Source organism: Micromonospora sp. SD12, assembly GCF_052068495.1.
GTDB classification, from domain to species: Bacteria; Actinomycetota; Actinomycetes; order Mycobacteriales; family Micromonosporaceae; genus Micromonospora; species Micromonospora echinofusca.
Genome location: NZ_JBQHDF010000001.1, coordinates 699,323 through 721,114 on the forward strand (window position 1 = coordinate 699,323; position 21,792 = coordinate 721,114).

Below are 21,792 nucleotides of genomic sequence, written 5' to 3' on the forward strand. Positions count from 1 at the left end.
GCCGGCCGTCAGTGGGCGCCGGCGCCGGTCACGGCGCGCACCTCCAGCTCCGCGTACTTCTCCTCGTCGTGCTCCTTCGAGATCACGGTGCCGATCCAGCCGCACAGGAAGCCGAAGGGGATGGACAGGATGCCCGGGTTGGACAGCGGGAACCACTGCCAGTCCTGCTCGGGGAACATCGAGGTGGGCGCCCCGGAGACCACCGGCGAGAAGAACACCAGCAGGACGGCGGAGAGCAGGCCGCCGTAGATGGCCCACACCGCGCCCGAGGTGTTGAACCGCCGCCAGAACAGGCTGTAGAGGATCGCCGGCAGGTTGCCCGAGGCGGCCACCGCGAAGGCCAGCGCCACCAGGAAGGCCACGTTCAGGTTCTGCGCGTAGATCGACAGCACGATCGAGATCGCGCCGATCACCAGGGCGGAGACCCGGGCGACCTTGACCTCCTGCCGCTCGGACGCCGTCCCGTCCTTGATCACGTTGGCGTAGAAGTCGTGCGCCAGGCTGGACGAGGAGGCCAGGGTCAGGCCGGCCACCACCGCCAGGATCGTGGCGAAGGCGACCGCAGCGATGATGGCGAGCAGGGTGGCACCGCCCAGGTCGCCGCCGAGGAAGTCGATGCCGAGCGCCTCGGCGAGCTGCGGCGCGGCCGTGTTGCCGGCCTTGTCCTGCGCGATGATCGCCTCGCTGCCGACCAGGGCCGCCGCGCCGAAACCGAGGGCCAGGGTGAGCAGGTAGAAGGTGCCGATGATGCCGATCGCCCAGAGCACGCTCTTGCGGGCCGCCTTCGCCGTCGGCACGGTGTAGAAGCGGATCAGGATGTGCGGCAGCCCGGCGGTGCCGAGAACCAGCGCGATACCGAGCGACAACAGGTCCATCTTGTTGTAGAAGGTCTGCATCGCGTTGCCGGCCACTTCCACGCCGTACCGCCCGCCCGGCTTGAGGAAGTTCTCTCCCTTGCCTGATGCCGCCGCCGCGTCGCCGAGCAGGGTGGAAAGGTTGAACTTGTAGTGCGCCAGCACCAGCAGGGTCATCACGAGGGCGCCACCCATGAGCAGGAACGCCTTGACGATCTGCACGTACGTGGTGCCCTTCATGCCGCCCACGGTGACGTAGATGATCATCAGAGCGCCGACCAGGATGATGGTGGCGACCTTCGCGGTGTCGGCGTCCATGCCGAGGAACGTGGTGCCCGGCTTGATGCCGAGCAGCAGCGCGACCAGCGCGCCCGCGCCGACCATCTGCGCCAGCAGATAGAAGATCGACACCGTGATGGTGGAGACGGCCGCGGCGGTCCGCACCGGGCGCTGGCGCATCCGGAAGGCCAGCACGTCGGCCATCGTGTAGCGGCCGGAGTTGCGCAGCAGCTCGGCGACGAGCAGCAGCGCGACCAGCCAGGCGACCAGGAAGCCGATGGAGTAGAGGAAGCCGTCGTAGCCGTACAGGGCGATCATGCCGGCGATGCCGAGGAACGACGCGGCCGACATGTAGTCACCGCCGATGGCCATGCCGTTCTGGAAGCCGGAGAAGGAGCGCCCGCCGGCGTAGAAGTCGGTGGCCGTCTTGGTCTGCCGGCTGGCCCAGATGGTGATGACCAGGGTCACCGCCACGAAGACCAGGAACAGCGCGATGGTGAGGTTGCGGGCGGTGGTGCTGCCCGCCTCAGCCGCGAGGACCGCGTTCATGGTCCACCTCCCCCATCTCGGCGCGGATCCGGTCGGCGACCGGGTCGATCTTCCGACCGGCGAACCGGGAGTAGAGCCAGGCGATGAGGAAGGTGGAGACGAACTGGAGCAGACCGAAGACGAGGGCGACGTTGATGTTGCTGCCGAAGAGCTTCGTGCCCATGAAGTCCCGCGCGTACGCGGACAGGATCACGTAGAGCGCGTACCACAGGAAGAACGCGACGGTCATGGGGAAGATGAAGCCGCGCAGCGTGCGTCGCAACCCGGCGAACTCGTCCGACCGCTGTACGGCCAGGTACCGCTCCGCGGCCGAGGCCGACGGCGTGGACGCGGGTGTGTCCGTGGACATTTGTGGATCACCACCTTCACAGGCGTGGGGAGTTTCGCGCACGGTAGAAAGCGCGCTCCCCGCCGGGGAAGGGCGAGATCGACGTCGGTCGGCGGCTGCGCCGAACGGCACGGTGGCTGCGCCGAGTGACCCAGCTCACTCCGTTCACCGGTAGTGGGCGCGGTGCCGACCCGCCGAGCGGTCGCCCGGCCGCCGGGCTGCGGTGCCGACGTCAGGCCGGGTCCGGAGCCGCCGTCGTCAGGTCAGCTCGCGGTAGCGGCCCCGGTAGTGCAGCAGCGGGTCCGTCTCCCCGGTCAGCTCGACGGCCTCGATGGTGGCCTCCACCAGCAGGCCCCAGCCGTACTCGCGGGCGGAGTCGAGCCGGCACCCCGCCCAGCCGCCGGCGTCGGCCGGCACCGGACCGTAGGGGCTGTCGGTCCACGCGCCGGTGGCGAACAGGCCGCCGGGGGACGGGAAGAGGCCCGCGAACCGGTCGGCGAGCTGCCGGTGCGCCGGGCCGAGCGGGGTCACCGCGAAGCGGCTGGCGGACTCGACCGCCGCCCACAGGTCGGACTCCGGGTCGACCAGGCCGAGCAGTCGGTCCGGCTCACCCTCCGCGACCAGCGTGGAGGAGACCGTCAGGCCCGCCGGCTCCGGCGCCGTCCAGAGCGTCACCGGCGACGCCAGCCGACCCCGCAGCCGGCGTACGGGCGAGCGCTGGCCAGCGGGCACGGCGAAGGGGTCGGTGTGGTGGATCTCGGCACCCGGCTCATGATTCACGTGAAACATTGTGCGGCCTGCCCCGCCCCGACGGGCCCGGATGTGGCTCCTGCCGAGTGCACGCCGACCCTACCGGCGGCACCGACCCCCGGGACAGTTGGTGGAGATCCTGGACGTCCTGCGCCCCTCCAGGGGCCGTTCCTTTCCAAGATCTCGACCGCTGAAGGGGTCAGTCGTCGGCGGTCAGTGACCGGCGGGCGGCGGCCAGCACCTCCGCGTCCGCGCAGCCGGCGGCGTATCCGGCGATCCGGCGGCGGATGTCGCGGCCGAGCAGCCAGGACCCGATGCGCTCCGCGACCGGGCGCAGGAACGCGGGCCGGCAGCGGAAGCTGTACCGCCAGGTGGCGACGGTGGAGCCGGGCTCCGGGGCGGGCGCGAACCGCCAGCCGCCGGCGAACATCTCGAAGAACCACGGCCCGCGCACCATCTTCATGCCGACGTGGCTGGGCGGCGCCCAGGAGACGTACTCGCTGACCATCGCCAGGCCGTGCCGGGACCGGGTGAAGGTGCGCACGCCCTTGCCGGGCCGGGTCGCCCCGTCGGTGAAGTGCTGCTCGCGGACGAACGGGTCCCACCGGTAGCGCACCGGCGCCGTGGTCTGGGAGACCGCGAAGGCCAGCTCGGGCGGGACCGGCACGGTGACCACCGCTTCGACGACGGGCATCAGGCCATTGTGCCGCCGACCGGCAACCACCGCGTCCGGAGTGCGCTGGCCCGCCTTCCGTGCCCGGCCCGCCGTCAGCGCCTGGGCGTCACCGTGGCGAGCAGTTCCGGCATCCGTCGGTCCAGCACGTCGCCCGCCAGGTACGCGCCGAGCAGCGCCGCACCCAGGCCGTACGCGGCCCCGAGCGGCAGCGCCAGCCAGAGCCAGACGTCGCCGAGCAGCCCGGCGGCCACCACCATCGGCACCGCCGCCACCGCCGTGGCGAGCATCGCCAGCAGGGTGAGGAAGCTCTTCGCGATCCCGGCACCGGTGTTCAACGCGAACGGGTTGCTCGTCTCCGGCAGCGAGTACGCCCCCAGCACCGAGACGAAGCAGTTCACCGCCAGCCCCGCGCCGTACGTGGCGAACAGGGTGCCCGCCATCAACCCGATCCAGCCGGGCTCGCCGAGGACCACCGCGACGACCACGGAGATCACCACCAGCATCGGCAGGACGTAGAGCGAGAACGCGGCCATCCGGGCGCGCAGTTCCTGCTGGCCGGAGACGCCCGCGACCACGTTCGCCGCGTACGCGCTGCCGTCGAAACCGAACTGGTTGGCCACGGTGACGGCGGCGAGCAGCCCGACGAAGAGCATCGACACGCTCGACAGCAGCGGGGACGGGTCGAGACTGGCGTTGAACCCCTCGGCGCTGTCGACGGTGAAGCCCGAGCCGCCCAGGTTGACCATGACCGGTACGAAGAGACCGACGACCGCGACGGTGATCAGGTTGGCCCGGCGTCGGGCGTCCCGCCACCAGTAGCGGGCCTCCCGGGCGACGAGGGCGCCGAACCGGTCCCGCCGGGCCCAGCCGACCGCCCTCGGGAAGAGCTGTGCGACCGCCCCGCCGGTCGTACCGCGCTGGGCGCGGACCGGCCCGGCACTGGCGGCACCCACCATGGCGGACTCCAGGGAGCGGGACCACCAGGCCAGCAGCGCGACGATCGTCGCCGCCGTGATCAGCAGCTTCACCGGCGCGGCCCAGAGGCGGCCCTCGGCCATGTCGATGCCGGCCGTCCAGGGCGCCCCGAACGGGGTCCAGCCGACCACCTCGGCCACCCCGTCGAGCCGGTCCCAGTCGGCGTCGCCGAGGGCGGCGACGCCCAGGAGCTGCAACGGCCCGATCAGCGCCGCGAGCACGGCGAGCAGCACGGCGGCCAGGTCACGGACCCGGCGGGACCGCAGGGCGGTGGCGAAGGCGCTGGTCACGGCCCGTGCCGCCGCCACGCAGAGCAGCAGCCCGGCGACCACCCCGACGAGGGCGACCGCGGCGGCCGACCAGCCGCCCAGCGATCCGGCGGTGACCACCAGGCCGCACAGGGCCAGCAGCACCGCGATCGTGGGGACACTGACGAAGGCGGCGGCGAAGAGCCCGGTGACGAGCGTACGGCGGGACAGCGGCAGCAGCGCGAACCTCGCCGGGTCCAGCGTCTCGTCCACCCCGAAGAAGACCAGCGGCAGCAGCAGCCAGCCGAGCACCGTCAGGCCACCGCCGAAGGCGGCCACCATGAGCGCGTAGCGGCTCTCGCCGGCCAGGCCGGGCGCGGCGAAGAGGAAGAAGCCGGTGCCGGCGAACCAGAGCCCGAGCACCGCGCCGCCCACGAAGAGCGCCACCCGCCAGGCCTGCCCCCGGAAGTTGTTGCCCATCACCCGCAGCTTGAGCCGGACGAAGTGCCGGGCCGAGACCGGCCGGACGGGCGCGGCGGCGACGCTCGGCCCACTCACTGCGACAGCCACGCCAACTCCTCGCCGGTCGCCGTGCGGCCGCCGACCACCTCGACGAAGACCTCCTCCAGCGAGCGGCCGCCGCGCACCTCGGCGATGGGGCCGACCCGCTTGATGGTGCCCGCCGCGAGGATCGCCACGTGTGAGCAGAGCCGCTCGACGACCTCCATCACGTGGCTGGAGAAGACGACCGTGCCGCCCCCGGTCACGTAGCGGTGCAGGATGTCGCGGATCAGCGCGGCCGAGACCGGATCGACCGCCTCGAAGGGCTCGTCCAGCACCAGCAGCCGTGGCCCGTGCAGCAGCGCGCAGGCCAGGCCGATCTTCTTCTTCATGCCCGCCGAGTAGTCGACCACCAGGGTCCGGCCGGCGTCGCCGAGCGCGAGCACGTCCAGCAGCTCCGCCGCCCGCTGGTCGACCACCGCCGGGTCCATCCCCCGCAGCAGGCCGTGGTACGCGAGCAGCTCCGCGCCGCTGAGCCGGTCGAAGAGCCGTACGCCGTCGGGCATCACGCCGAGCAGCTGCTTCGCCCGTACCGGGTCGGCCCAGACGTCGTGCCCGAGCACCCACGCGCCACCGGCGTCCGGCCGGAGCAGCCCGACCGCCATCGACAGGGTGGTGGTCTTCCCCGCGCCGTTCGGGCCGAGCAGGCCGTAGAAGGAACCGGCCGGCACGTCGAGGTCGACACCGGCCACCGCGACCTTGCCGTCGAACTGTTTCGCCAGGCCACGCAGGGAGAGCGCCGGGTGCTCAGCAGTCATGCGTCGACCGTATCCGGCCCGGACCAGCCGGCGCTCCGGCCGCAGGATGATCCCTGGTCATCCCCGAGTCGTACCCGGGTCCGGCCGGCGCGCTACAGCCGCAGCGCCTCCGGGGCGTGCAGGCGGAGCATGGTGGCGCCGACGTCGGCCGGCGCCCGGCGGCGGGTCACCACCGAGACCGCCACCATCACGGTGAAGGCGAGCGGCACCGTCCAGGCGGCCGGCTGCGCGGTGAGCGTCGCGGGCCAGCCGGACAGCGGCGGACCGAGCACCGTGACCAGCACCGCCGCGACCGCGGCGCCGCCACCGACCAGGATCCCGGCGGCGGCGCCGAGGTCGGTCAGGCCCCGCCACCAGATGCCGAGCACCAGCAGGGGGCAGAAGCTGGAGGCGGCGACCGCGAAGGCCAGCCCGACCACCTGCGACACGTCCAGGTCGGCGAGGTTGAGCGCGAGGACCGCCGGCACGGCCCCGGCGATCACCGTGGCGAGGCGGAAACCGCGTACCGAGCCCCGCCCCAGCACGTCCGTCGAGATCACCCCGGCGACGCTGGTGAGCAGCCCCGACGAGGTGGAGAGGAAGGCCGCGAACGCGCCGGCCGCGACCAGCGCGGCGAGCAGCCGGCCGGTGGTGCCGTCGCCGAGCGCGGCGCCGGGCAGCAGCACCACCACCGCGTCGGTCTGCCCGGTCACCAGCAGTTGCGGGGTGTAGATCCGGCCGAGCACCCCGTAGATGGTGGGCAGCAGGTAGAACGCCCCGACGAGGGCGAGCACCACCAGCGTGGTGCGGCGCGCGGCGGCGCCGTCGGGGTTGGTGTAGAAGCGCACCAGCACGTGCGGCAGTCCCATGGTGCCGAGGAACGTGGCCAGGATCAGCGAGTAGGTGGCGAACAGGCCCCGGTCGTCGTCCCCGGCGGTGCTGGGCAGCAGCCAGTCGGCGGCGTCCGTGGCCACCCCGGAGACCTCCGGCACCGGGTCGCCGGCGGCGAAGGAGAGCTCGTCGCCGGGGCGTACCTCCTGGGTCCGGCCGTCGGGCAGGGTGAGGGTCGCGCGGTGCTCGACCACGACGGTGGTCGCGGTCCGGAACGTCGGCCCGTCGGGTGGGGTCACCGCCGGGCGGGCGTCGGCCTGCCACTGCAACGCCAGGAAGACCGCCGGTACGGCCAGCGCGGTCAGCTTCAGCCAGTACTGGAAGGCCTGGACGAAGGTGATCGCGCGCATGCCGCCGAGCGCGACGTTCGCGGTGACCACCACGGCCACCAGCAGGGCCCCCAACGGGTACGGGGAGCCGGTCACCGTGGCCAGCGTCAGCCCCGCCCCCTGGAGCTGCGGCACCAGGTAGAGCCAGCCGATGAAGATCACGAAGACGGTGGCCAGGACGCGCAGCCGACGCGACCCGAGCCGCAGCTCGCAGAAGTCCGGCAGGGTGAACGCGCCGGAGCGGCGCAGCGGCGCGGCCACGAAGAGCAGCAGGGCCAGGTAGCCGGCGGCGAAGCCGACGGGATACCAGAGCACGTCGACGCCGTACTTGAGGATCAGCCCCGCGACCCCCAGGAAGCTCGCCGCCGACAGGTACTCCCCGCCGATCGCGGCGGCGTTCCAGGTCGGGCTGATCACCCGCGAGGCGACCAGGAAGTCGGAGGTGGTACGCGCCAGCCGCAGCCCGTAGAAGCCGATGCCGACGGTGACCAGGGTGACCGCCACGATCGCCGGTACGACGAAGCCGTTGCCCACCCTCAGCGCTCCGGCCGCTGGACCAGGTCGGTGAAGTCCTGCTCGTTACGTTCGGCCAGCCGCACGTACGCCCACCCGACGGCGATCAGGAACGGGAACGACACCACCCCGAGCAGCAGCCAGGGCAGGTGGACGCCGAGCACGGTCACCCGGCCGACGGCGGGGGCGACGGCGAAGAGCCACGGCAGCCCGCCGAGCCCGATCGCCACCACCAGGGAGAGCCGCAGGGCCAGCGCGAACTGGGCCCGGACCAGCCCCCGGACGAGGGCGTCGCCGACGCGGGTCTGCTCGGCCAGCTCGGCGCGGGTACGTTCCGCGCGGTCCTCCCGGCGGGACACCTCGGCCAGCACGATCCGCGCCCTGGGCTGGGGTGGCGTGGGCTGCCCCGGCGCCCCGGGCCGGCTCGCGTGCTCCGGCGCCCCGGACCGGCTCGACCGGGGCGTCGGGACGGGATCGTCGGCAGCGGCCACCCCGGCAGTCTCGCCCGATCGCCGTGATTGTCAAGGGCCCTGCGTCGGCGTCGCGCCGGTGGGGCGGGACCGGCCGGATCCACCCCACCGGGGCCTGTGGACAACCTGTGGAGAACGGGTCACCCCTGTGGATAACCCTGTGGAACCGCAGCGGGGTGACCGGTGACCGGTCATCCCGCCGCAGCACCTACTGCGCGCCGACGTGCTCCAGCCCGACGCGCTCCGGGCGGGCGGAGGCGGAGCCGAGCCAGGTGTGCGGGTTGCCGTACCAGCACCAGCCGAGCTTCGGCGCGTTCTGGCTGATCCAGAGCGCCGGCACCCGCTTGTCGCCGCAGCGGGAGCCGACCAGCGAGAAGCACTTGTTCTTCGCCAGCGCCTCCGGGTGCAGGGTGACGAAGGCGAGCCCCTCGTCGATGGTGAGCGGCAGCCGGTCCTGGCCGGTGATCACCTCCATGGCGGCGGCGGGGGCCAGGTTCAGCGTCTCCTCGCCCCGGTCGACGTCGAAGAGCAGGTACGCCGGACCGGCCGGAACCTCCAGCTCCTTGATCGGGTCGAACTTCGGCAGGTCGCCCTCGGCGTAGTGCCGGTCGATGATGCCCGGCTTCCGCTTGCCGGCCAGGGTGGTCAGCGCGACGCGCTCCTCCACCGGCACCAGGTCGCGGGTGATCACCAGGAGGAAGGGCACCCGCCCCTCGGTCGGGGCGGGCAGGCCGGCCGATCCGGTGACGGCCGCCGCGCGCAGCGGCGCGACCAGGTCACGGAAGGCGTCCTCGGTCAGCTCGGCGAGGGCCGGATAGCCCAGCTCCACCAGCCGGTCGAGCTGGCGGTCGAATTCGGTCGCGGCGTCGAACAAGGCGGCCTCCATTTGTCGTACGGAGTACCGTACAGCGTACGACGACGCGTGCCTATTCCCGGCCCGCGAGGAAGATCTGGGTCAGCGGTTCCAGTCCTGCTTCGCCGCGCGGACCAGCTTGTCCTTCAGCTCGCGGGTGTGCCGGCGGCTGACCGGCAGCTCTGCCGAGTCGATCACCACGACGTAACCGGAGTTGACCAGCCGCAGCTCCGCGATCAGCTTGAGCTGCACCAGGTACGAGCGGTGGATCCGGACGAATCCGGCGTCCGCCCAGCGCTCCGCGAGGGTCGCCAGCGACACCCGGACCAGGTGCGAGCCGTCGGCGGTGTGCAGGCGCGCGTAGTCGCCCTGCGCCTCCACCCACCGCACCGCCGAGCGGGGCAGCATCCGGGTGGTGCCCGCCAGCTCGATGGGGATGGTGGGATCCTCCTCCGCCCGGGCCAGCGCCGCCGGGTGCGACGGCACCACCCGCGCGCCGATCACCCGGCGCAGCGACTCGGCGAGCCGTTCGGCGCGTACGGGCTTGCGGACGTAGTCGGTGGCGCCCAGGTCGAACGCGTCCACCGCCCCGTCGTCGTACGCGGTGACGAAGACGATCGCCGGTGGCCGGGCGAAGCGCCGCAGCACCCGGGCCAACTCCATGCCGTCCAGCCCGGGCATCCGGATGTCGAGGAAGACCACGTCCACGTCGCCGTCGCGCAGCACCCGCAGCGCCTCCGTCGCGTCGCCCGCCGTGTGCAGCCGGGCCACCCGGGGATCGGCCCGCAGGTGGTACGCCAACTCGTCCAGCGCCGGCGGCTCGTCGTCGACCGCCAGCACCCGCAGGAACCCGGCCGCGCCCACCTCCGCGGTCCGCTCGGTCACGAGCCGGCCCGTACGCCGGGGTGGAACTTCGGCACCCGCATGCTCACCTTCGTACCCGAGCCGAGGCCCGTCTCGACGACCAGGCCGAAGCCGTCGCCGAAGACCGACCGGAGCCGCTCGTCGACGTTGGAGAGCCCGACGTGCTGGCCCGCGTCGTCTCCGACGCCGGCCAGCGCGGCGTCGCCCGGGCCCCCGGCGGCGCCGGCCAGCTCGGCGATGCCGGCGGTCAGCGTGCTCGGATCCATCCCCACTCCGTCGTCCTCCACGGTGATGTGGCACTCGGTGCCCGCGTCCCGGGCCTCGATGCTCACCATGCCCGTGCCCGGCTTGCGGGACAACCCGTGCCGGACGGCGTTCTCCACCAGCGGTTGCAGGCAGAGGAAGGGCAGCGTCACGGGCAGCACCTCGGGGGCGATCTGGAGCCGCACCTGGAGCCGGTCGCCGAAGCGGGCCCGCTCGATGGTCAGGTAGCGGTCGATCGAGCGCAGCTCCTCGGCCAGCGTGGTGAACTCGCCGTGCGCCCGGAACGAGTACCGGGTGAACTCGGCGAACTCCAGGATCAGCTCCCGGGCCCGGTCCGGGTCGGTGCGGACGAACGAACCGATCGCGGTCAGCGCGTTGTAGATGAAGTGCGGGCTGATCTGGGCGCGCAGGGCGCGTACCTCGGCGCGGGCCAGCCGCTCCCGCGACGAGTCCAGCTCCGCCAGGGCGAGCTGGTTGCCCGCCCAGTGCGCGGTCTCCAGGGTGGCCTGCACCAGGCCCGGCTCCGGCTGACCGTCGGCGACCGCGACCAGTGCCCCGACCCGACGCCCGTCCGCGCCGGTCAGCGGGGCCACGACCGCGCCGCGTAGCGGGCAGTCCACCCGGTCGCAACGCAGCTCCGGCTCGCCGAGGACGGTCGAGCGCCCCGTCGCCACCGCCCGCCGGGCCGCCGCGACCAGTTGCGCGTCGTGGTGCCCGCCCCGCCCGTCGAGGGCGAGCAGGCTCTCCCGGTCCGTCAGCGCCAGCCCGGCCGCCCCCACGAGCGCCCGCAGATGGCGTACGGCCTTCGCCGCGTTCGCGGCGCTCAGGCCCGCGCGCAGCGGCTCGGCGGCCAGCCCGGCGGTGTGCAGCACCTCGTACGTGGCCCGCTGGGTGGCCGTGGCGATGCCCCGCCGCGCGCGCAGTCGGAGCACCGCGAACAGGGCCGCCCCCAGCGCGGCGAGCAGCGAGACGACGCCGAGGACGCCCGAGAGGTTGCCACCCACGCAGCGATCCTGGCCCCTGCCGGCCCGTACGCCAAGGGTCAGTACGCGCCCTTGCGGGCGAGCACCACCCCGACCGTGCGCCACAGGATGCTCAGGTCGTACGCCAGCGACCAGTTGTCGACGTAGTAGAGGTCGAGCCGGACCGCCTCGTCCCAGGACAGGTCGGAGCGGCCGGAGACCTGCCACAGCCCGGTCATGCCCGGCCGCACCAGCAGCCGGCGGCGTACGTCGCCGAGGAAGTCACCGTCGTCGGCGGGCAGCGGGCGCGGCCCGACCAGCGACATCTCGCCCTTCAGCACGTTGATCAGCTGCGGCAGCTCGTCCAGCGACGAGGCCCGCAGGAAGCGGCCCACCGGGAAGACCCGGGGATCCTGCTTCATCTTGAACAGCATGCCGTCGGTCTCGTTGCGGTCGACGAGGCTGGCCAGCCGGTCCTCCGCGTCCACGTACATGGTGCGGAACTTCCAGACCCGGAAGGTGCGGCCCTCGTGGCCCACCCGGGGCTGGCGGAAGAAGACCGGACCGGGGTCGGAGAGCCGGATCGCGACCGCGATGGCCAGGAAGACCGGGGCCAGCAGCAGCAGGCCGAGCCCCGCGGCCACCCGGTCCATCAGGTTCTTGGCCAGCAGCGCCGGTCCGGAGAGGGTCGGCTCCTCGACGTGCAGCAGCGGCAGGCCCTCGATCGGGCGGATGTGCACCCGGGGGCCGGCGATGTCGGTGAGCTGCGGGGCGACGACCAGGTCGACGCCGGAGCCCTCCAGTTGCCAGGCCAGCCGGCGCAGCTCGCCCGGCTCCGAACTCGCCGAACCGCAGACCGCGATCGTGTCGCCGCCGACCTCCCGCACCAGGGCGAGGACGTCGCGGCCCGCGTACACCGGGACGGGGGTCTCGATGCCCTTGGCCGCCGCGTAGCCGTCGGTGATGTGGATGGCGACCGGCATCAGCCCGGCGGCCGGGTTGCGGGTGACCGCCGTGTAGACCTCCAGGCACTCCGGCAGGGTGCCGATCAGCACCATCCGGTGGCCGGCCTGGCTGATGTTGCGCCGGACCACGTGCAGCACGAAGCGGCAGAGGATCCGGTTGAGCAGGATCAGCAGCAGCGCCGCGAGCAGGGCGGTGCCGACCGTGTAGCGGGACAGGTCGGTCTTGGTGGCGAAGGCGAGGAACGACACCGTCGCGGCGACGGCGACGCCGGCCCGGATCACCCGCTTGTACTCGTCCGGGCCCAGGCCGAGGTAGCGCCGGTCGTACGCCCGGTTGGCCCAGAGACTGACGATCCAGCCGAGCGGCAGGAGCACGAACGCCACCGTGTGGAACCACGTGGGGTCCTGCTCGGCGTTGTAGAAGCCCGCGCGCGACTGGTCGAACGTCTCGATCGCGATCAGGCTGGCCACCGCGGCGGCTGCGAAGTCGAGCAGCAGCAGGAGGGTGATGTAGGGCCGGTGCCAGCGGGACACGCGGCGGCGGGCCCGAGCCCACGCGGACCGGGGTACGCCGTTGTGGGACGGCGGTGCCGGCGGCTGGATCTCGAAGCTGTCGACGTGCCGCACGAGTTTGCTCCGGCCTGTGTTGGTTACCGGGCGCTGGAGGCTTGCCGTCACCTCACCCATGTCCTCCCGCATGACACGGGCCGCTCACTCGCCGTGAGGGCCCGGTCGCCCACCGTCCCAGTCTCCCACGCGGGCGCCGACCCGCGCGCTGACCCGAGGGACAATGCGCCGGTGTGGTGCCGCCGGGCGTCTGGCCGGCTCCGCGCCATTTCAGAAGCCGGGGACCGAGCCACTATACCGATGGATGACGGGCCCGGTAGAGCCGCAACTCAGACCTTCGACGCGGGATGGCCGATTCCGTTCCGTAGTCGGCAGTGTCGTCACTCACCGTACAAGTCGAGAGAGCCGACGGTCAGCGAGCGGCTTCCCGCCGGTCTGGCAGGTCGGGCAGTACTGGAGGCTGGAATCGGCGAACGAGACCTCGCGGACGGTGTCCCCGCAGACCGGGCAGGGCTGCCCCGTGCGGGCGTGCACCTTCAGCCCCGAGCGCTTCTCGCCCTTCAGCTCGGCCGCCTTCTGCCCGACCGACCGGCGCACCGCGTCGCCGAGCACCTCCCGCGTCGCCGCGTGCAGGGTCGCCAGCTGGTCGTCGGTCAGCCGGTTGGTCAGCGCGAACGGCGACAGCTTCGCCGCGTGCAGGATCTCGTCGGAGTACGCGTTGCCGACCCCGGCCAGCACCGTCTGGTCGGTGAGCACGCCCTTGACCTGGCCCTTGCGGCTGCGCATCCGCTCGGCGAAGGTGGCCGCGTCCGCGGCGAGGACGTCGGGGCCCAGCCGGGCCACCCCGGGCACCGCCGCCGGGTCCGTGACCAGGTAGACGGCGAGGCTCTTCTGGGTGCCGGCCTCGGTCAGGTCGAAGCCCGAGCCGTCTTCGAGGCGTACCCGCAGCGCGATCGGTCCCTTCCCGGGGCGCAGCGGGGCGGCGGACGGAAAGGCCTCCCGGTAGTGCAGCCAGCCCGCCCGCGCCAGGTGGACCACCAGGTGCAGCTCGCCGTCGAGCACCACGTCGAGGAACTTGCCGTGCCGGCGCGCGTCCGTCACGGTCCGCCCGGCGGCGGCGGTCGGCGCCGGGTCGTACGTCTTCAGGGCGCTGATCGCGGCGACCTCCAACCGGTCGACGCGCCGCCCCACCGCGCGCTCACGCAGGTAGTCCGTGAGCGCCTCAACCTCCGGTAGTTCGGGCACCAGCCAACGGTAGCCTTCTTTCCCGTGAGAATCGTGGTGGCGCACAACCGGTACCGGGAGGCTCAGCCCTCCGGTGAGAACACCATCGTCGACGCGGAGATCGCCCAGCTCACCGCAGCCGGGGTGGAGGTGCTGCCGTTCATCCGCAGCTCGGACGAGATCCCGTCGATGTCGAAGTCGGCCAAGGCGCTGCTGCCGATCTCGCCGATCTGGGCGCCCCGCGCGCAGGAGGACCTGAGCCGGCTCATCGCCGAGCACCGGCCGGACGTGCTGCACCTGCACAACCCGTACCCCCTGATCTCGCCCTGGATCGTGCGGACCGCGCACCGGCACGGCGTGCCGGTGGTGCAGACGGTGCACAACTACCGTCAGGTCTGCTCCTCGGGGCTCTACTTCCGCGACGGGATGATCTGCCAGGACTGCCGGGGGCGGGCCCTGGGCGTGCCGGCGATCGTGCACCGCTGCTACCGGGGCTCGCGGGCGCAGAGCGCCCTGATGGCGACCACGCTGGCCGTGCACCGGGGCACCTGGCGCTCGGTGGACCGGTTCGTGGCGCTCACGTCGGCGGTCGCCGACCACCTGCGCGACTACGGCATCCCGGCGGAACGGATCGTGGTGAAGCCCAACGGCATCCCCGACCCGGGGGCACCCGCGCCGCTCGGCGACGGCTTCCTCTACATGGCCCGGCTCTCTCCGGAGAAGGGGCTGGGCCTGCTGCTGGACGCCTGGCGGCGGCACCCGGACGGCGCGCTCGGCCCGCTGCGCATCGCCGGGGACGGCGAGCTGCGCCCGCTGGCCGAGGCCGCCGCCGCCGAGCGCGCCGACGTGACCTATCTCGGGCCGCTGGACCGGGCCGGGGTGCGCGCCGCCATCGAGGCCAGCGCGGTCATCGTGGCCGCCTCCACCTGGCACGACGTGCTGCCCACCGTGATCATCGAGGCGCTCGCCGCCGGCCGCCCGGTGCTCGGCACCGCGCTCGGCGGCATCCCGTACCTGCTCGGCGCGGACGGCCCGCGCGAGCCCGCCGGCACCGGCCCGGCCGCCGTTGCCACGGCTGCCCCGGGAGAGGGCCGCGTCGCGCTGCCCACCGGCGTGACGGCGGGCGAGGCGGGCTGGGTGGTGCCCCCGGAGCCGGCCGCCATGGCCGCCGCCCTGCCGGTGGCCGCAGCAGGGGCAGCGGCGATCGCGCAGGCTGCCCGGCTGCGCTACGAGCGCACCTTCCACCCCGACGTGGTCACCAAGCGGCTCATCGACATCTACGCCGACGTGACGCGCCGCCACTGACCGACCCGCCCGCGAGGACGGTCTGTAGGTGCGATCTCGGTGTCTGCAGGACTTTTTGGCAAGCCGGGTTGGCATCTGGGCCAATTGCTCGGGCCAGGCGTTCCGGACCATCTGACCGCCGCCCCTCCCCGAATCTTGCCACCCTCCTGGAATCCCGTTCTGCTCTTGGGACGCCCGGAGATCTTGGTGGGAAAGTGCCCCTCCAAGGGCTTTTTCCTACCAAGATCTAACGTGCGGTCAGTCGTGGTCCCGGCGTGTGCCGGACATGCCGCTCCATCGGTAGCACAAACGGGGCAGCTCGACAGGGACCGAAGAAGGGTGGGCCGCCCCGGCGTCACACCTCAGCGCAGCGAGGCGCGGGCGGAGAAGGCGATGCTGGCGAGCAGGAAGCCGCCGTTGACGATCGTGAACGCCACGATCACCCAGAGGACCAGGGCGGGGGCGAAGGCCAGCACCAGGCCGGCGGCGAAGATCACCGCGCCGTAGTCGCGGACCAGCTTCACGAGGCGTACGGGCAGCGAGGTCGAGGTGACCATGCTGGCGGCGTTCGGGCCGGCCTGCATCACGGACGTGACCAGGTTGACCATCCAGGTGCCGGCGAAGATCGCGACCAGCCAGCTCGGCGTCGACGGCTCCTGCGCCACCGCCGTCGCCGCCAGCGCGGCGACCAGGGCGATCTGGGCGGCCACGTCGGCGAGCACGTCGACCCGGGCGCCCGCGGCGCTGCCCTGACCCGTCACCCGGGCGAGCTGGCCGTCGGCGCAGTCCAGGGCGTACGCCACCTGCCAGCCGACCAGCGCGAGCAGCCCGACCGCCCAGGCCGGGACGTCGCCGGCGGCGACCCGGCCGGCGAGCGCGACCACGGTGACCGAGGTGGCCAGGCCGAGCACCAGGTTGGCGATGGTCAGCGCGGTCGGGCGCAGCCCGAGGCGCTGGGCGACGAGCGCGAAGATCGCGCCCAGCCACTGGCTGATCGATTCGCTGAACAGGCCGCCACCCCGGTTGACCCGGTGGAAGTCGGCGACGGTGGGACGGGGCTCAGCCAAGGTGGTCGCGGATTGCACCGGCGTAGTCTGCCAGCCGCTCCCGCGTCTCGGTAGGCGACATCGCCAGGTGTTCGAGGATCGTGTAGCGGTCCGGCCGGGTCCGGGGCGCGAACTGCACGGCATCGACGAACTGCTCGTCGGTCAGGCCCAGGTCGCCCGGCGTCGTGGCGAGGCCGTGCCGGTGCAGGCAGCTTGCGAGTCGACCGAACCGCTCGGTGTCTCCGCGCAGGAACGTGCAGAAGAGGGCACCGAGCCCCACCTGCTCCCCGTGCGCGGCGGTGCCGGGGTGGAGCCGGTCGATCGCGTGCGAGATCTCGTGGTCGCCGCCACTGGCGGGGCGCGTCGACCCGCACACCGAGCTGGCGATGCCACCCAGGATCAGCGCCTCGGCCAGCGTGGTGAGGAAGCCGTCGTCGGTGATCTTGCCGGGGTGGTTGAGCAGCGCCTCGGCGCCCGTCCTGGCCAGCGTCACCGCGAGCCCGTCGATGGGCTCGCCGCGTACCTCGTGGGCCAGCTCCCAGTCGGCGCAGGCGTTCAGGTTGCTCACCGCGTCGCCGATGCCGGCCTGGGTCTGCCGGTCCGGGCCGTTCTCCACGAAGTCGAGGTCGACGATGACCGCGATCGGGATGTGCACCCCGTAGGAGCCCTTGCCGCCCTCGTGGTCGAGCGAGGCGGTCGGGGAGGCGATGCCGTCGTTCGCCAGGCTGGTCGCCACCGTCACCATCGGGATCCCGTAGCGGGTGGCCGCGTACTTGGCGGTGTCGATGGTCTTGCCGCCGCCGATGCCCACCACGGCGTCGTAGTGGCGGCGGCGCAGCCGGTCGCCGAGGTCGTTCGCCGCGTCGATGGTGCCGCCGACGACCGTGAAGACGTCGGCCGCGCCGAGCGACGGCCGGCACAGCTCGACGATCCGTTCACCCTGCCCGGGGCCGACCACCACGGCCACGTCCCCGCCGGCCGAGATCCGCCGGTCGGCCAGCAGCGGCCCGAGATCGGCCACCGCGCCCCGCCGGACCTCGATCACGAGCGGGGTGTTGACCGTACGGGCTAGTAGCGGCACGCGATCTCCCGCGCCCGGGCCAGGTCGGCGTGGTTGTCGACCTCGACCCAGGAGACGTCGCCGATCGGCGCCGCCCGCACCTCGCCACCACGGTCGGCAAACTCCTGGTAGCCGTCCTCGTAGTAGAGGTTCGGGTCACGCCGCCACGTCGCCTCCAACGCGTCGGCGAGGGCGTCGGCCACCTGCGGCTCGATGAGCGTCGCGCCGATGTACTCCCCGTACGCCTCGCCCGGGTCCATCAGCTTGGTGATCCGGGTGAGCTGGCCGGCGGCGTCGAAGGTGGTCTTCATCTCCTCCTCGGCCAGCGGCTTGATGGTGTCGACGGCGAGCAGGATGCCCGGGCCGCGCTCGGCCAGCAGGGTCTTCTCCACGCTCACCGGGTGCACGGTGTCGCCGTTGACCAGCAGCACCCCCCGGGAGAAGTGCTCGCGGGCCAGCCAGAGCGAGTACGCGTTGTTCCACTCCTCGGCCTTGTCGTTGTGCACGAGGGTGATCGTGACGCCGTACCGCTTCTCCAGGTCGGGTTGGCGGGAGACGACCGCATCGGCGGCGTAGCCGACCACGATCACCACGTCGGTGAGCCCCACCTCGGCCAGGTTGCGCAGCGAGATGTCCAGGATGGTGGTGTCGCCGTCCACCGGCACCAGCGCCTTGGGCAGGGTGTCGGTGTACGGGCGCAGCCGACGCCCCGCCCCGGCTGCGAGCACCATCCCGATCATTGAGGCGTCCTCCGTCGTACGAGTCCCGGTCACCGCTGGAGGATAGCCCCGGGCGGCGGCACCGCTGCGGTCAACCGGGTCAGCCGGGCAGCGCCGCCAGGTCCGCCAGCACCCCCAGCCGTTCCTCGGCGCTCAACACGGCGTACGGGGCGGCGGCCCGCCGGTCGGTCTCCAGCTCGATGGCGAGCTGCTCCGGGCCGGGCGGCAGGGCGGTGGCGCTCGCCGCGTCGTGCCCGGCGGCGGTCCACGCGGCGGCGTGCGCGTCGGCCCGGTGGTAGCGCATCGTGCCGAGCCGGTTCAGCAGCAGCACGCCGGGCGGGGTGCCGTCGGGCTCGTACGGCGGCGCCGTCGCGGCGAACGCCGCCCCGGTCTCGGCGCCCTGCTCGTCGGCCAGCACCAGCGCGCACGTGAGCACCCGGCCGAGCGCCTCCACCAGCCGCAGCACCCGGTCCTCGTGCCCCGCCCAGAGTTCCTCGGTGACCTCGGCGTGCACCTGCCAGATCTCGGCGAGGAAGGCCAGCCCCCGCTCGGTGGCGGTGAGCCCGCCCTCGGGGCTGCGGTGGATCATCCCGTACGCCACCTGCTTGTCCAGGGCGCGCCGGCACTCGACCGGGTCCCGGTAGCGGGTGACCGCCGCGAAGCCGGCCTCGTCGACCGTCCCGCCCGGCGCCGCGAGGCGGGTGCGGAACTCCAGCAGGAAGCCGGTGGCCGCCGGCCCGCCGTACCGCTGGCTCAGCTCGGCACCGCCGCCGTCGCGGCCGGCGAGGATGCCGGCGACGAACGCCCGGTCCACCGCCGGGGCGACCAGGCCGGCGAACCGGTGCGGCGCCAGCTCGACGGTGTCGTTCACAGACCGATCGAACGCAGGGCGGCGAAGCCTTCGGCCGCGATCCGGCGGATGAGGCCGTCGTTGACGTCGCGGTGCTCGTCGAGCAGGTCGAGCTCGTCGGCGGCGAGCCACCGGAACTCGGTGTGCTTGCCCGCCTCCAGCGTCGGCCGGGCAAGGTCGCCGTCGACCCGGACCAGCCAGTCGCGCTCGACGCGGGCCAGGCCGTCGTCGGCGACGTAGCGGTAATCCCCGACGTGGCCGAGCACGTGCGACACCGTCCAGCCGGTCTCCTCGGTCACCTCCCGGCGCAGCGCGTCCATCCAGTCCTCGCCCGGTTCGAGATGGCCGCCGACGATGTCCCAGCAGTTGGGAAAGATGCGCCGGTGGGGAGACCGTCGCTGGACGAAGAGTCGACCGTCGTCGTCGACGATCAGCGCGCCGGCGCAGCGCAGAGGCTCGGTGGACACGCCACGACAGTAGCGAGCGGGGGCGTGTTCCGGCGACGCCCGGTCTTGTCGCCGGGCAGCACCCGGGCGCACCATGTCCCCTACCGGGTGCCACCGTCCCACAGGGGTGATGCGTGATGCAGGTTCGGGAAGCGATGTCCAGCGAGGTTCTCGTGGTCGGTCCGGAGCACACGCTCCGTCAGGCGGCCCGGATGATGTCGGCCCGCGGTGTCGGGTCGGCGGTCGTGATCGACCCGGAGTCCGAGGGGGTCGGCATCATGACCGAACGGGACGTGCTCAAGGCCATCGGGGCCGGGCTGGACTGCGACGTCGAGCGGACGGCCGCCCACCTGACCTGGGACGTGGTCTACGCCGGCCCGGAGTGGACGGTGGAGGAGGCGGCCGCGGCCATGGCCCGGGGCGGCTTCCGGCACCTGGTGGTGCTCGACGGGCGCGAGGTGGCCGGGGTGATCTCCGTCCGGGACATCATGCGGGTCTGGGCGGCCAGCCGGATGGCCGGGACGACCTGAGTCTCCGTGCGGGGTGTGACGGGTCGATCGACGGGTAAGGATCCCATGCGGGCGCGGACGGGCCGTGACCCGCGTCGGAGGTCCTCATGCGTGGCGCGGATCGGCTGGTCGAGCAGCAGTACGCGATGCTCCTGCGGCGGGACGTGGCCCGGCTGCCGGACCTCTACGCGACCGACGCCTTCTATTCCATGCCGGGCGTCACGGTGCGCCCGATCGAGCTGCCCGCCCTGCTGCGTACCTGGACCGGGGCCTTCCCGGACCTGGTCGTCGACCCGATCGGGTCCGTGCAGACGGCGGGTGGCGCGGCCGTCGAGCAGCGGCTGACCGGCACCCACACCGGGGTGCTGCACACCCCGTTCGGCACGGTCGCACCGACCGGCCGGGTGGTGAGCTGGGAGGTGGTGGACGTCGTCCGGGTCCGGCGCGGCCGGATCGCGGCCTGGCGGTCCTACTTCGACTGGGGGCAGCTCATCGCGGCGCTCGGCCTGCACGTGGACGGGCTCTCCCGGGAAGCGCAGCACGACCCGCTCGGCCTTCCGGTCTGACCTGCCGCCGACCGGTCGACGCCGGTCACCCGTCCCGGTGGCTCAGGATGCGGACATCGCCGTGCCTGGCGCACGCACCCCGTCGCCTTCCGTACGCTGAACAGCCATGACCGCCGAGCAGCTGATCTCCTTCGCCCGTGGCGCTCCCTCCCTGGACATCGTCGATGTCGAGGGGCTCAAGGCCGCCGCCGTCCGCGCGTTCGACGCCGATCCCGCCGGGGTGACCGCGTACGGCACCTCCGTCGGCTACCTTCCGCTGCGGAAGTGGATCGCCGAGAAGCACGGGGTCTCCGCCGACCAGGTGCTGATCACCAACGGGTCGTTGCAGGCGGACGCGTTCCTCTTCGACCACCTGGTCCGCCCCGGCGACGCGGTGGTGGTGGAGCGCCCGACGTACGACCGGACGCTGCTCAACCTCCAGCGGATGGGCAGCGAGCTGCACGGCGTCTCCATCCAGCCGGACGGGCTCGACACCGCCGAGCTGCGCAAGCTGCTGGAGTCGGGGGTGCGACCACGGCTGGCGCACGTCATCCCGAACTACCAGAACCCGGCGGGCGTGACGCTCAGCCTGGAGAAGCGCCGCGAGCTGCTCGACCTCGCCGCCGAGTACGAGTTCACGATCTTCGAGGACGACCCGTACGCCGACATCCGGTTCCGGGGCGAGGCGCTGCCGTCGATGCTCTCGATGGACACCCGCGGCGTCGTGGTGCACGCCTCCAGCTTCACCAAGACGGTCTGCCCCGGCGTACGGGTCGGCTACCTGGTCGGCCCAGCGGACCTGATCGGCGACATCGCGAAGAAGGCGACGAGCCTCTACATCTCGCCGGGCATGGTCTCCGAGGCGATCGTGCACCAGTTCTGCGTCTCGGGCGACATCGGGCGCTCCATCGAGACGGTGCGCGCGGCGCTGGGCGAGCGGGCCCGGGTGCTGGCCGAGTCCCTGCGCCGGCACATCCCGGAGGCCCGCTTCGTGGAGCCGGACGGCGGCTACTTCCTCTGGGTGGAGCTGCCCGAGGACGTGGAGGTCGACCGGCTCGCTCCGGCGGCCGCCGAGCGCGGCGTCGCGGTGGTCAAGGGCAGCGACTTCGTCGTCGACGGCGGGCGGCACGCGCTGCGGCTGGCGTACTCGGCGGTGACCGCCGACCGCATCGACGAGGGCGTCCGGCGCCTGGCGGAGGCCATGGCGGCCGTACGGGGCTGAGTTTCTGTCAGATTTCTGACAGTTGCGCGATCGTGGCCGTCCCGGGTCTCCCGCCGGGGCGGCCGACGGCCCACAATGCTGCGAGCGTCACTCACCACGTGTAGCGGAACTCACCGCCCGGTGCCGGCCCCCACCGCGCCCGGTGGCCGAGCCCCGCCGGCCCGACCGGCGACACGGGGAGTGTCGCGACCAGCACAACCCCCGCCCCCAATAGGGCGCCGGGCTGGGCCGGGTCGCCCCCTCACCCCCCTG

At 73.0% G+C, this 21,792-nt stretch carries 21 protein-coding genes and 1 pseudogene; 4 read left to right on the forward strand and 18 right to left on the reverse strand.

What is annotated here, in order from left to right:
* Positions 1-8: 8 nt before the first annotated feature.
* The 13 genes and pseudogenes from ACTMS2_RS03325 to ACTMS2_RS03385 form a co-directional block, all read right to left on the reverse strand.
* Positions 9-1,682, reverse strand: coding sequence for a solute symporter family protein (locus tag ACTMS2_RS03325; RefSeq protein ID WP_441173985.1), 1,674 nt, complete (start codon positions 1,680-1,682; stop codon positions 9-11).
* Entirely contained in the window at positions 1,660-2,031 is a 372-nt protein-coding gene (locus ACTMS2_RS03330; protein ID WP_441173986.1) for a DUF485 domain-containing protein, read from the reverse strand. The genes ACTMS2_RS03325 and ACTMS2_RS03330 overlap by 23 nt, the downstream gene beginning before the upstream one ends.
* Positions 2,032-2,268: 237 nt before the next feature.
* Positions 2,269-2,820: pseudogene (locus ACTMS2_RS03335) on the reverse strand (flavin reductase family protein); the annotation flags it as partial.
* A 139-nt stretch (positions 2,821-2,959) separates the two neighbouring features.
* Positions 2,960-3,454: an SRPBCC family protein gene (locus ACTMS2_RS03340; RefSeq protein WP_441173987.1), complete on the reverse strand. Its 495-nt coding sequence runs from the start codon at positions 3,452-3,454 to the stop codon at positions 2,960-2,962.
* A 74-nt stretch (positions 3,455-3,528) separates the two neighbouring features.
* Positions 3,529-5,229, reverse strand: coding sequence for an ABC transporter permease (locus tag ACTMS2_RS03345; RefSeq protein WP_441173988.1), 1,701 nt, complete (start codon positions 5,227-5,229; stop codon positions 3,529-3,531).
* Positions 5,214-5,978, reverse strand: a complete 765-nt coding sequence (locus tag ACTMS2_RS03350; RefSeq protein ID WP_441173989.1) for an ABC transporter ATP-binding protein — start codon at positions 5,976-5,978, stop codon at positions 5,214-5,216. Before ACTMS2_RS03350 ends, ACTMS2_RS03345 begins: the two co-directional genes overlap by 16 nt.
* 92 nt (positions 5,979-6,070) lie before the next feature.
* Complete coding sequence (locus tag ACTMS2_RS03355) at positions 6,071-7,711, reverse strand: sodium/solute symporter (protein WP_357717692.1); 1,641 nt, start codon at positions 7,709-7,711, stop codon at positions 6,071-6,073.
* A 2-nt stretch (positions 7,712-7,713) separates the two neighbouring features.
* Entirely contained in the window at positions 7,714-8,064 is a 351-nt protein-coding gene (locus tag ACTMS2_RS03360) for a hypothetical protein (RefSeq protein ID WP_441174093.1), read from the reverse strand.
* Between the two features lie 304 nt (positions 8,065-8,368).
* Positions 8,369-9,046, reverse strand: coding sequence for a DUF5701 family protein (locus ACTMS2_RS03365; protein ID WP_441173990.1), 678 nt, complete (start codon positions 9,044-9,046; stop codon positions 8,369-8,371).
* A gap of 69 nt (positions 9,047-9,115) precedes the next feature.
* Positions 9,116-9,877 carry a LytR/AlgR family response regulator transcription factor gene (locus ACTMS2_RS03370; protein WP_101415315.1) on the reverse strand — a complete coding sequence of 254 codons (762 nt, stop codon included), beginning with the start codon at positions 9,875-9,877 and terminating at the stop codon, positions 9,116-9,118.
* A gap of 17 nt (positions 9,878-9,894) precedes the next feature.
* Positions 9,895-11,145 carry a sensor histidine kinase gene (locus tag ACTMS2_RS03375; RefSeq protein WP_441173991.1) on the reverse strand — a complete coding sequence of 417 codons (1,251 nt, stop codon included), beginning with the start codon at positions 11,143-11,145 and terminating at the stop codon, positions 9,895-9,897.
* A gap of 38 nt (positions 11,146-11,183) precedes the next feature.
* Positions 11,184-12,755: a sugar transferase gene (locus ACTMS2_RS03380; RefSeq protein WP_441174094.1), complete on the reverse strand. Its 1,572-nt coding sequence runs from the start codon at positions 12,753-12,755 to the stop codon at positions 11,184-11,186.
* A gap of 264 nt (positions 12,756-13,019) precedes the next feature.
* Positions 13,020-13,880 (reverse strand): Fpg/Nei family DNA glycosylase, encoded by an 861-nt coding sequence (locus ACTMS2_RS03385; RefSeq protein WP_441173992.1) that lies wholly within the window; start codon positions 13,878-13,880, stop codon positions 13,020-13,022.
* Between the two features lie 24 nt (positions 13,881-13,904).
* Between ACTMS2_RS03385 and ACTMS2_RS03390 the strand changes: the two genes are divergently transcribed.
* A complete protein-coding gene (locus ACTMS2_RS03390; protein ID WP_441173993.1) occupies positions 13,905-15,164 on the forward strand; it encodes a glycosyltransferase in 1,260 nt (419 codons plus the stop codon).
* A gap of 341 nt (positions 15,165-15,505) precedes the next feature.
* Here the strand turns inward: ACTMS2_RS03390 and ACTMS2_RS03395 are convergent, their stop codons facing one another.
* From ACTMS2_RS03395 to ACTMS2_RS03415, 5 genes are all read right to left on the reverse strand, one after another.
* Positions 15,506-16,228: a CDP-alcohol phosphatidyltransferase family protein gene (locus ACTMS2_RS03395; protein WP_441173994.1), complete on the reverse strand. Its 723-nt coding sequence runs from the start codon at positions 16,226-16,228 to the stop codon at positions 15,506-15,508.
* On the reverse strand, positions 16,203-17,270 hold the full coding sequence (locus tag ACTMS2_RS03400; protein WP_366641596.1) for an iron-containing alcohol dehydrogenase family protein: 1,068 nt from the start codon (positions 17,268-17,270) through the stop codon (positions 16,203-16,205). The genes ACTMS2_RS03395 and ACTMS2_RS03400 overlap by 26 nt, the downstream gene beginning before the upstream one ends.
* Complete coding sequence (locus tag ACTMS2_RS03405; protein WP_441174095.1) at positions 17,258-17,989, reverse strand: sugar phosphate nucleotidyltransferase; 732 nt, start codon at positions 17,987-17,989, stop codon at positions 17,258-17,260. Before ACTMS2_RS03405 ends, ACTMS2_RS03400 begins: the two co-directional genes overlap by 13 nt.
* A 79-nt stretch (positions 17,990-18,068) precedes the next feature.
* Positions 18,069-18,839 carry a hypothetical protein gene (locus ACTMS2_RS03410; RefSeq protein WP_441173995.1) on the reverse strand — a complete coding sequence of 257 codons (771 nt, stop codon included), beginning with the start codon at positions 18,837-18,839 and terminating at the stop codon, positions 18,069-18,071.
* Positions 18,836-19,285 carry an NUDIX domain-containing protein gene (locus ACTMS2_RS03415; RefSeq protein WP_441173996.1) on the reverse strand — a complete coding sequence of 150 codons (450 nt, stop codon included), beginning with the start codon at positions 19,283-19,285 and terminating at the stop codon, positions 18,836-18,838. Before ACTMS2_RS03415 ends, ACTMS2_RS03410 begins: the two co-directional genes overlap by 4 nt.
* A gap of 116 nt (positions 19,286-19,401) precedes the next feature.
* Here ACTMS2_RS03415 and ACTMS2_RS03420 point away from each other — a divergent pair, with 116 nt between their 5' ends.
* The 3 genes from ACTMS2_RS03420 to ACTMS2_RS03430 all read left to right on the forward strand — a co-directional run bounded on the left by ACTMS2_RS03420 (position 19,402) and on the right by ACTMS2_RS03430 (position 21,540).
* Entirely contained in the window at positions 19,402-19,794 is a 393-nt protein-coding gene (locus tag ACTMS2_RS03420) for a CBS domain-containing protein (protein ID WP_089002895.1), read from the forward strand.
* An 86-nt stretch (positions 19,795-19,880) separates the two neighbouring features.
* On the forward strand, positions 19,881-20,339 hold the full coding sequence (locus ACTMS2_RS03425) for an ester cyclase (protein ID WP_441173998.1): 459 nt from the start codon (positions 19,881-19,883) through the stop codon (positions 20,337-20,339).
* Positions 20,340-20,445: 106 nt separating this feature from the next.
* The gene (locus ACTMS2_RS03430; RefSeq protein ID WP_441174000.1) at positions 20,446-21,540 is read left to right on the forward strand and encodes a PLP-dependent aminotransferase family protein; all 1,095 of its coding nucleotides are present in this window, start codon (positions 20,446-20,448) and stop codon (positions 21,538-21,540) included.
* The last annotated feature ends 252 nt before the right edge of the window (positions 21,541-21,792 follow it).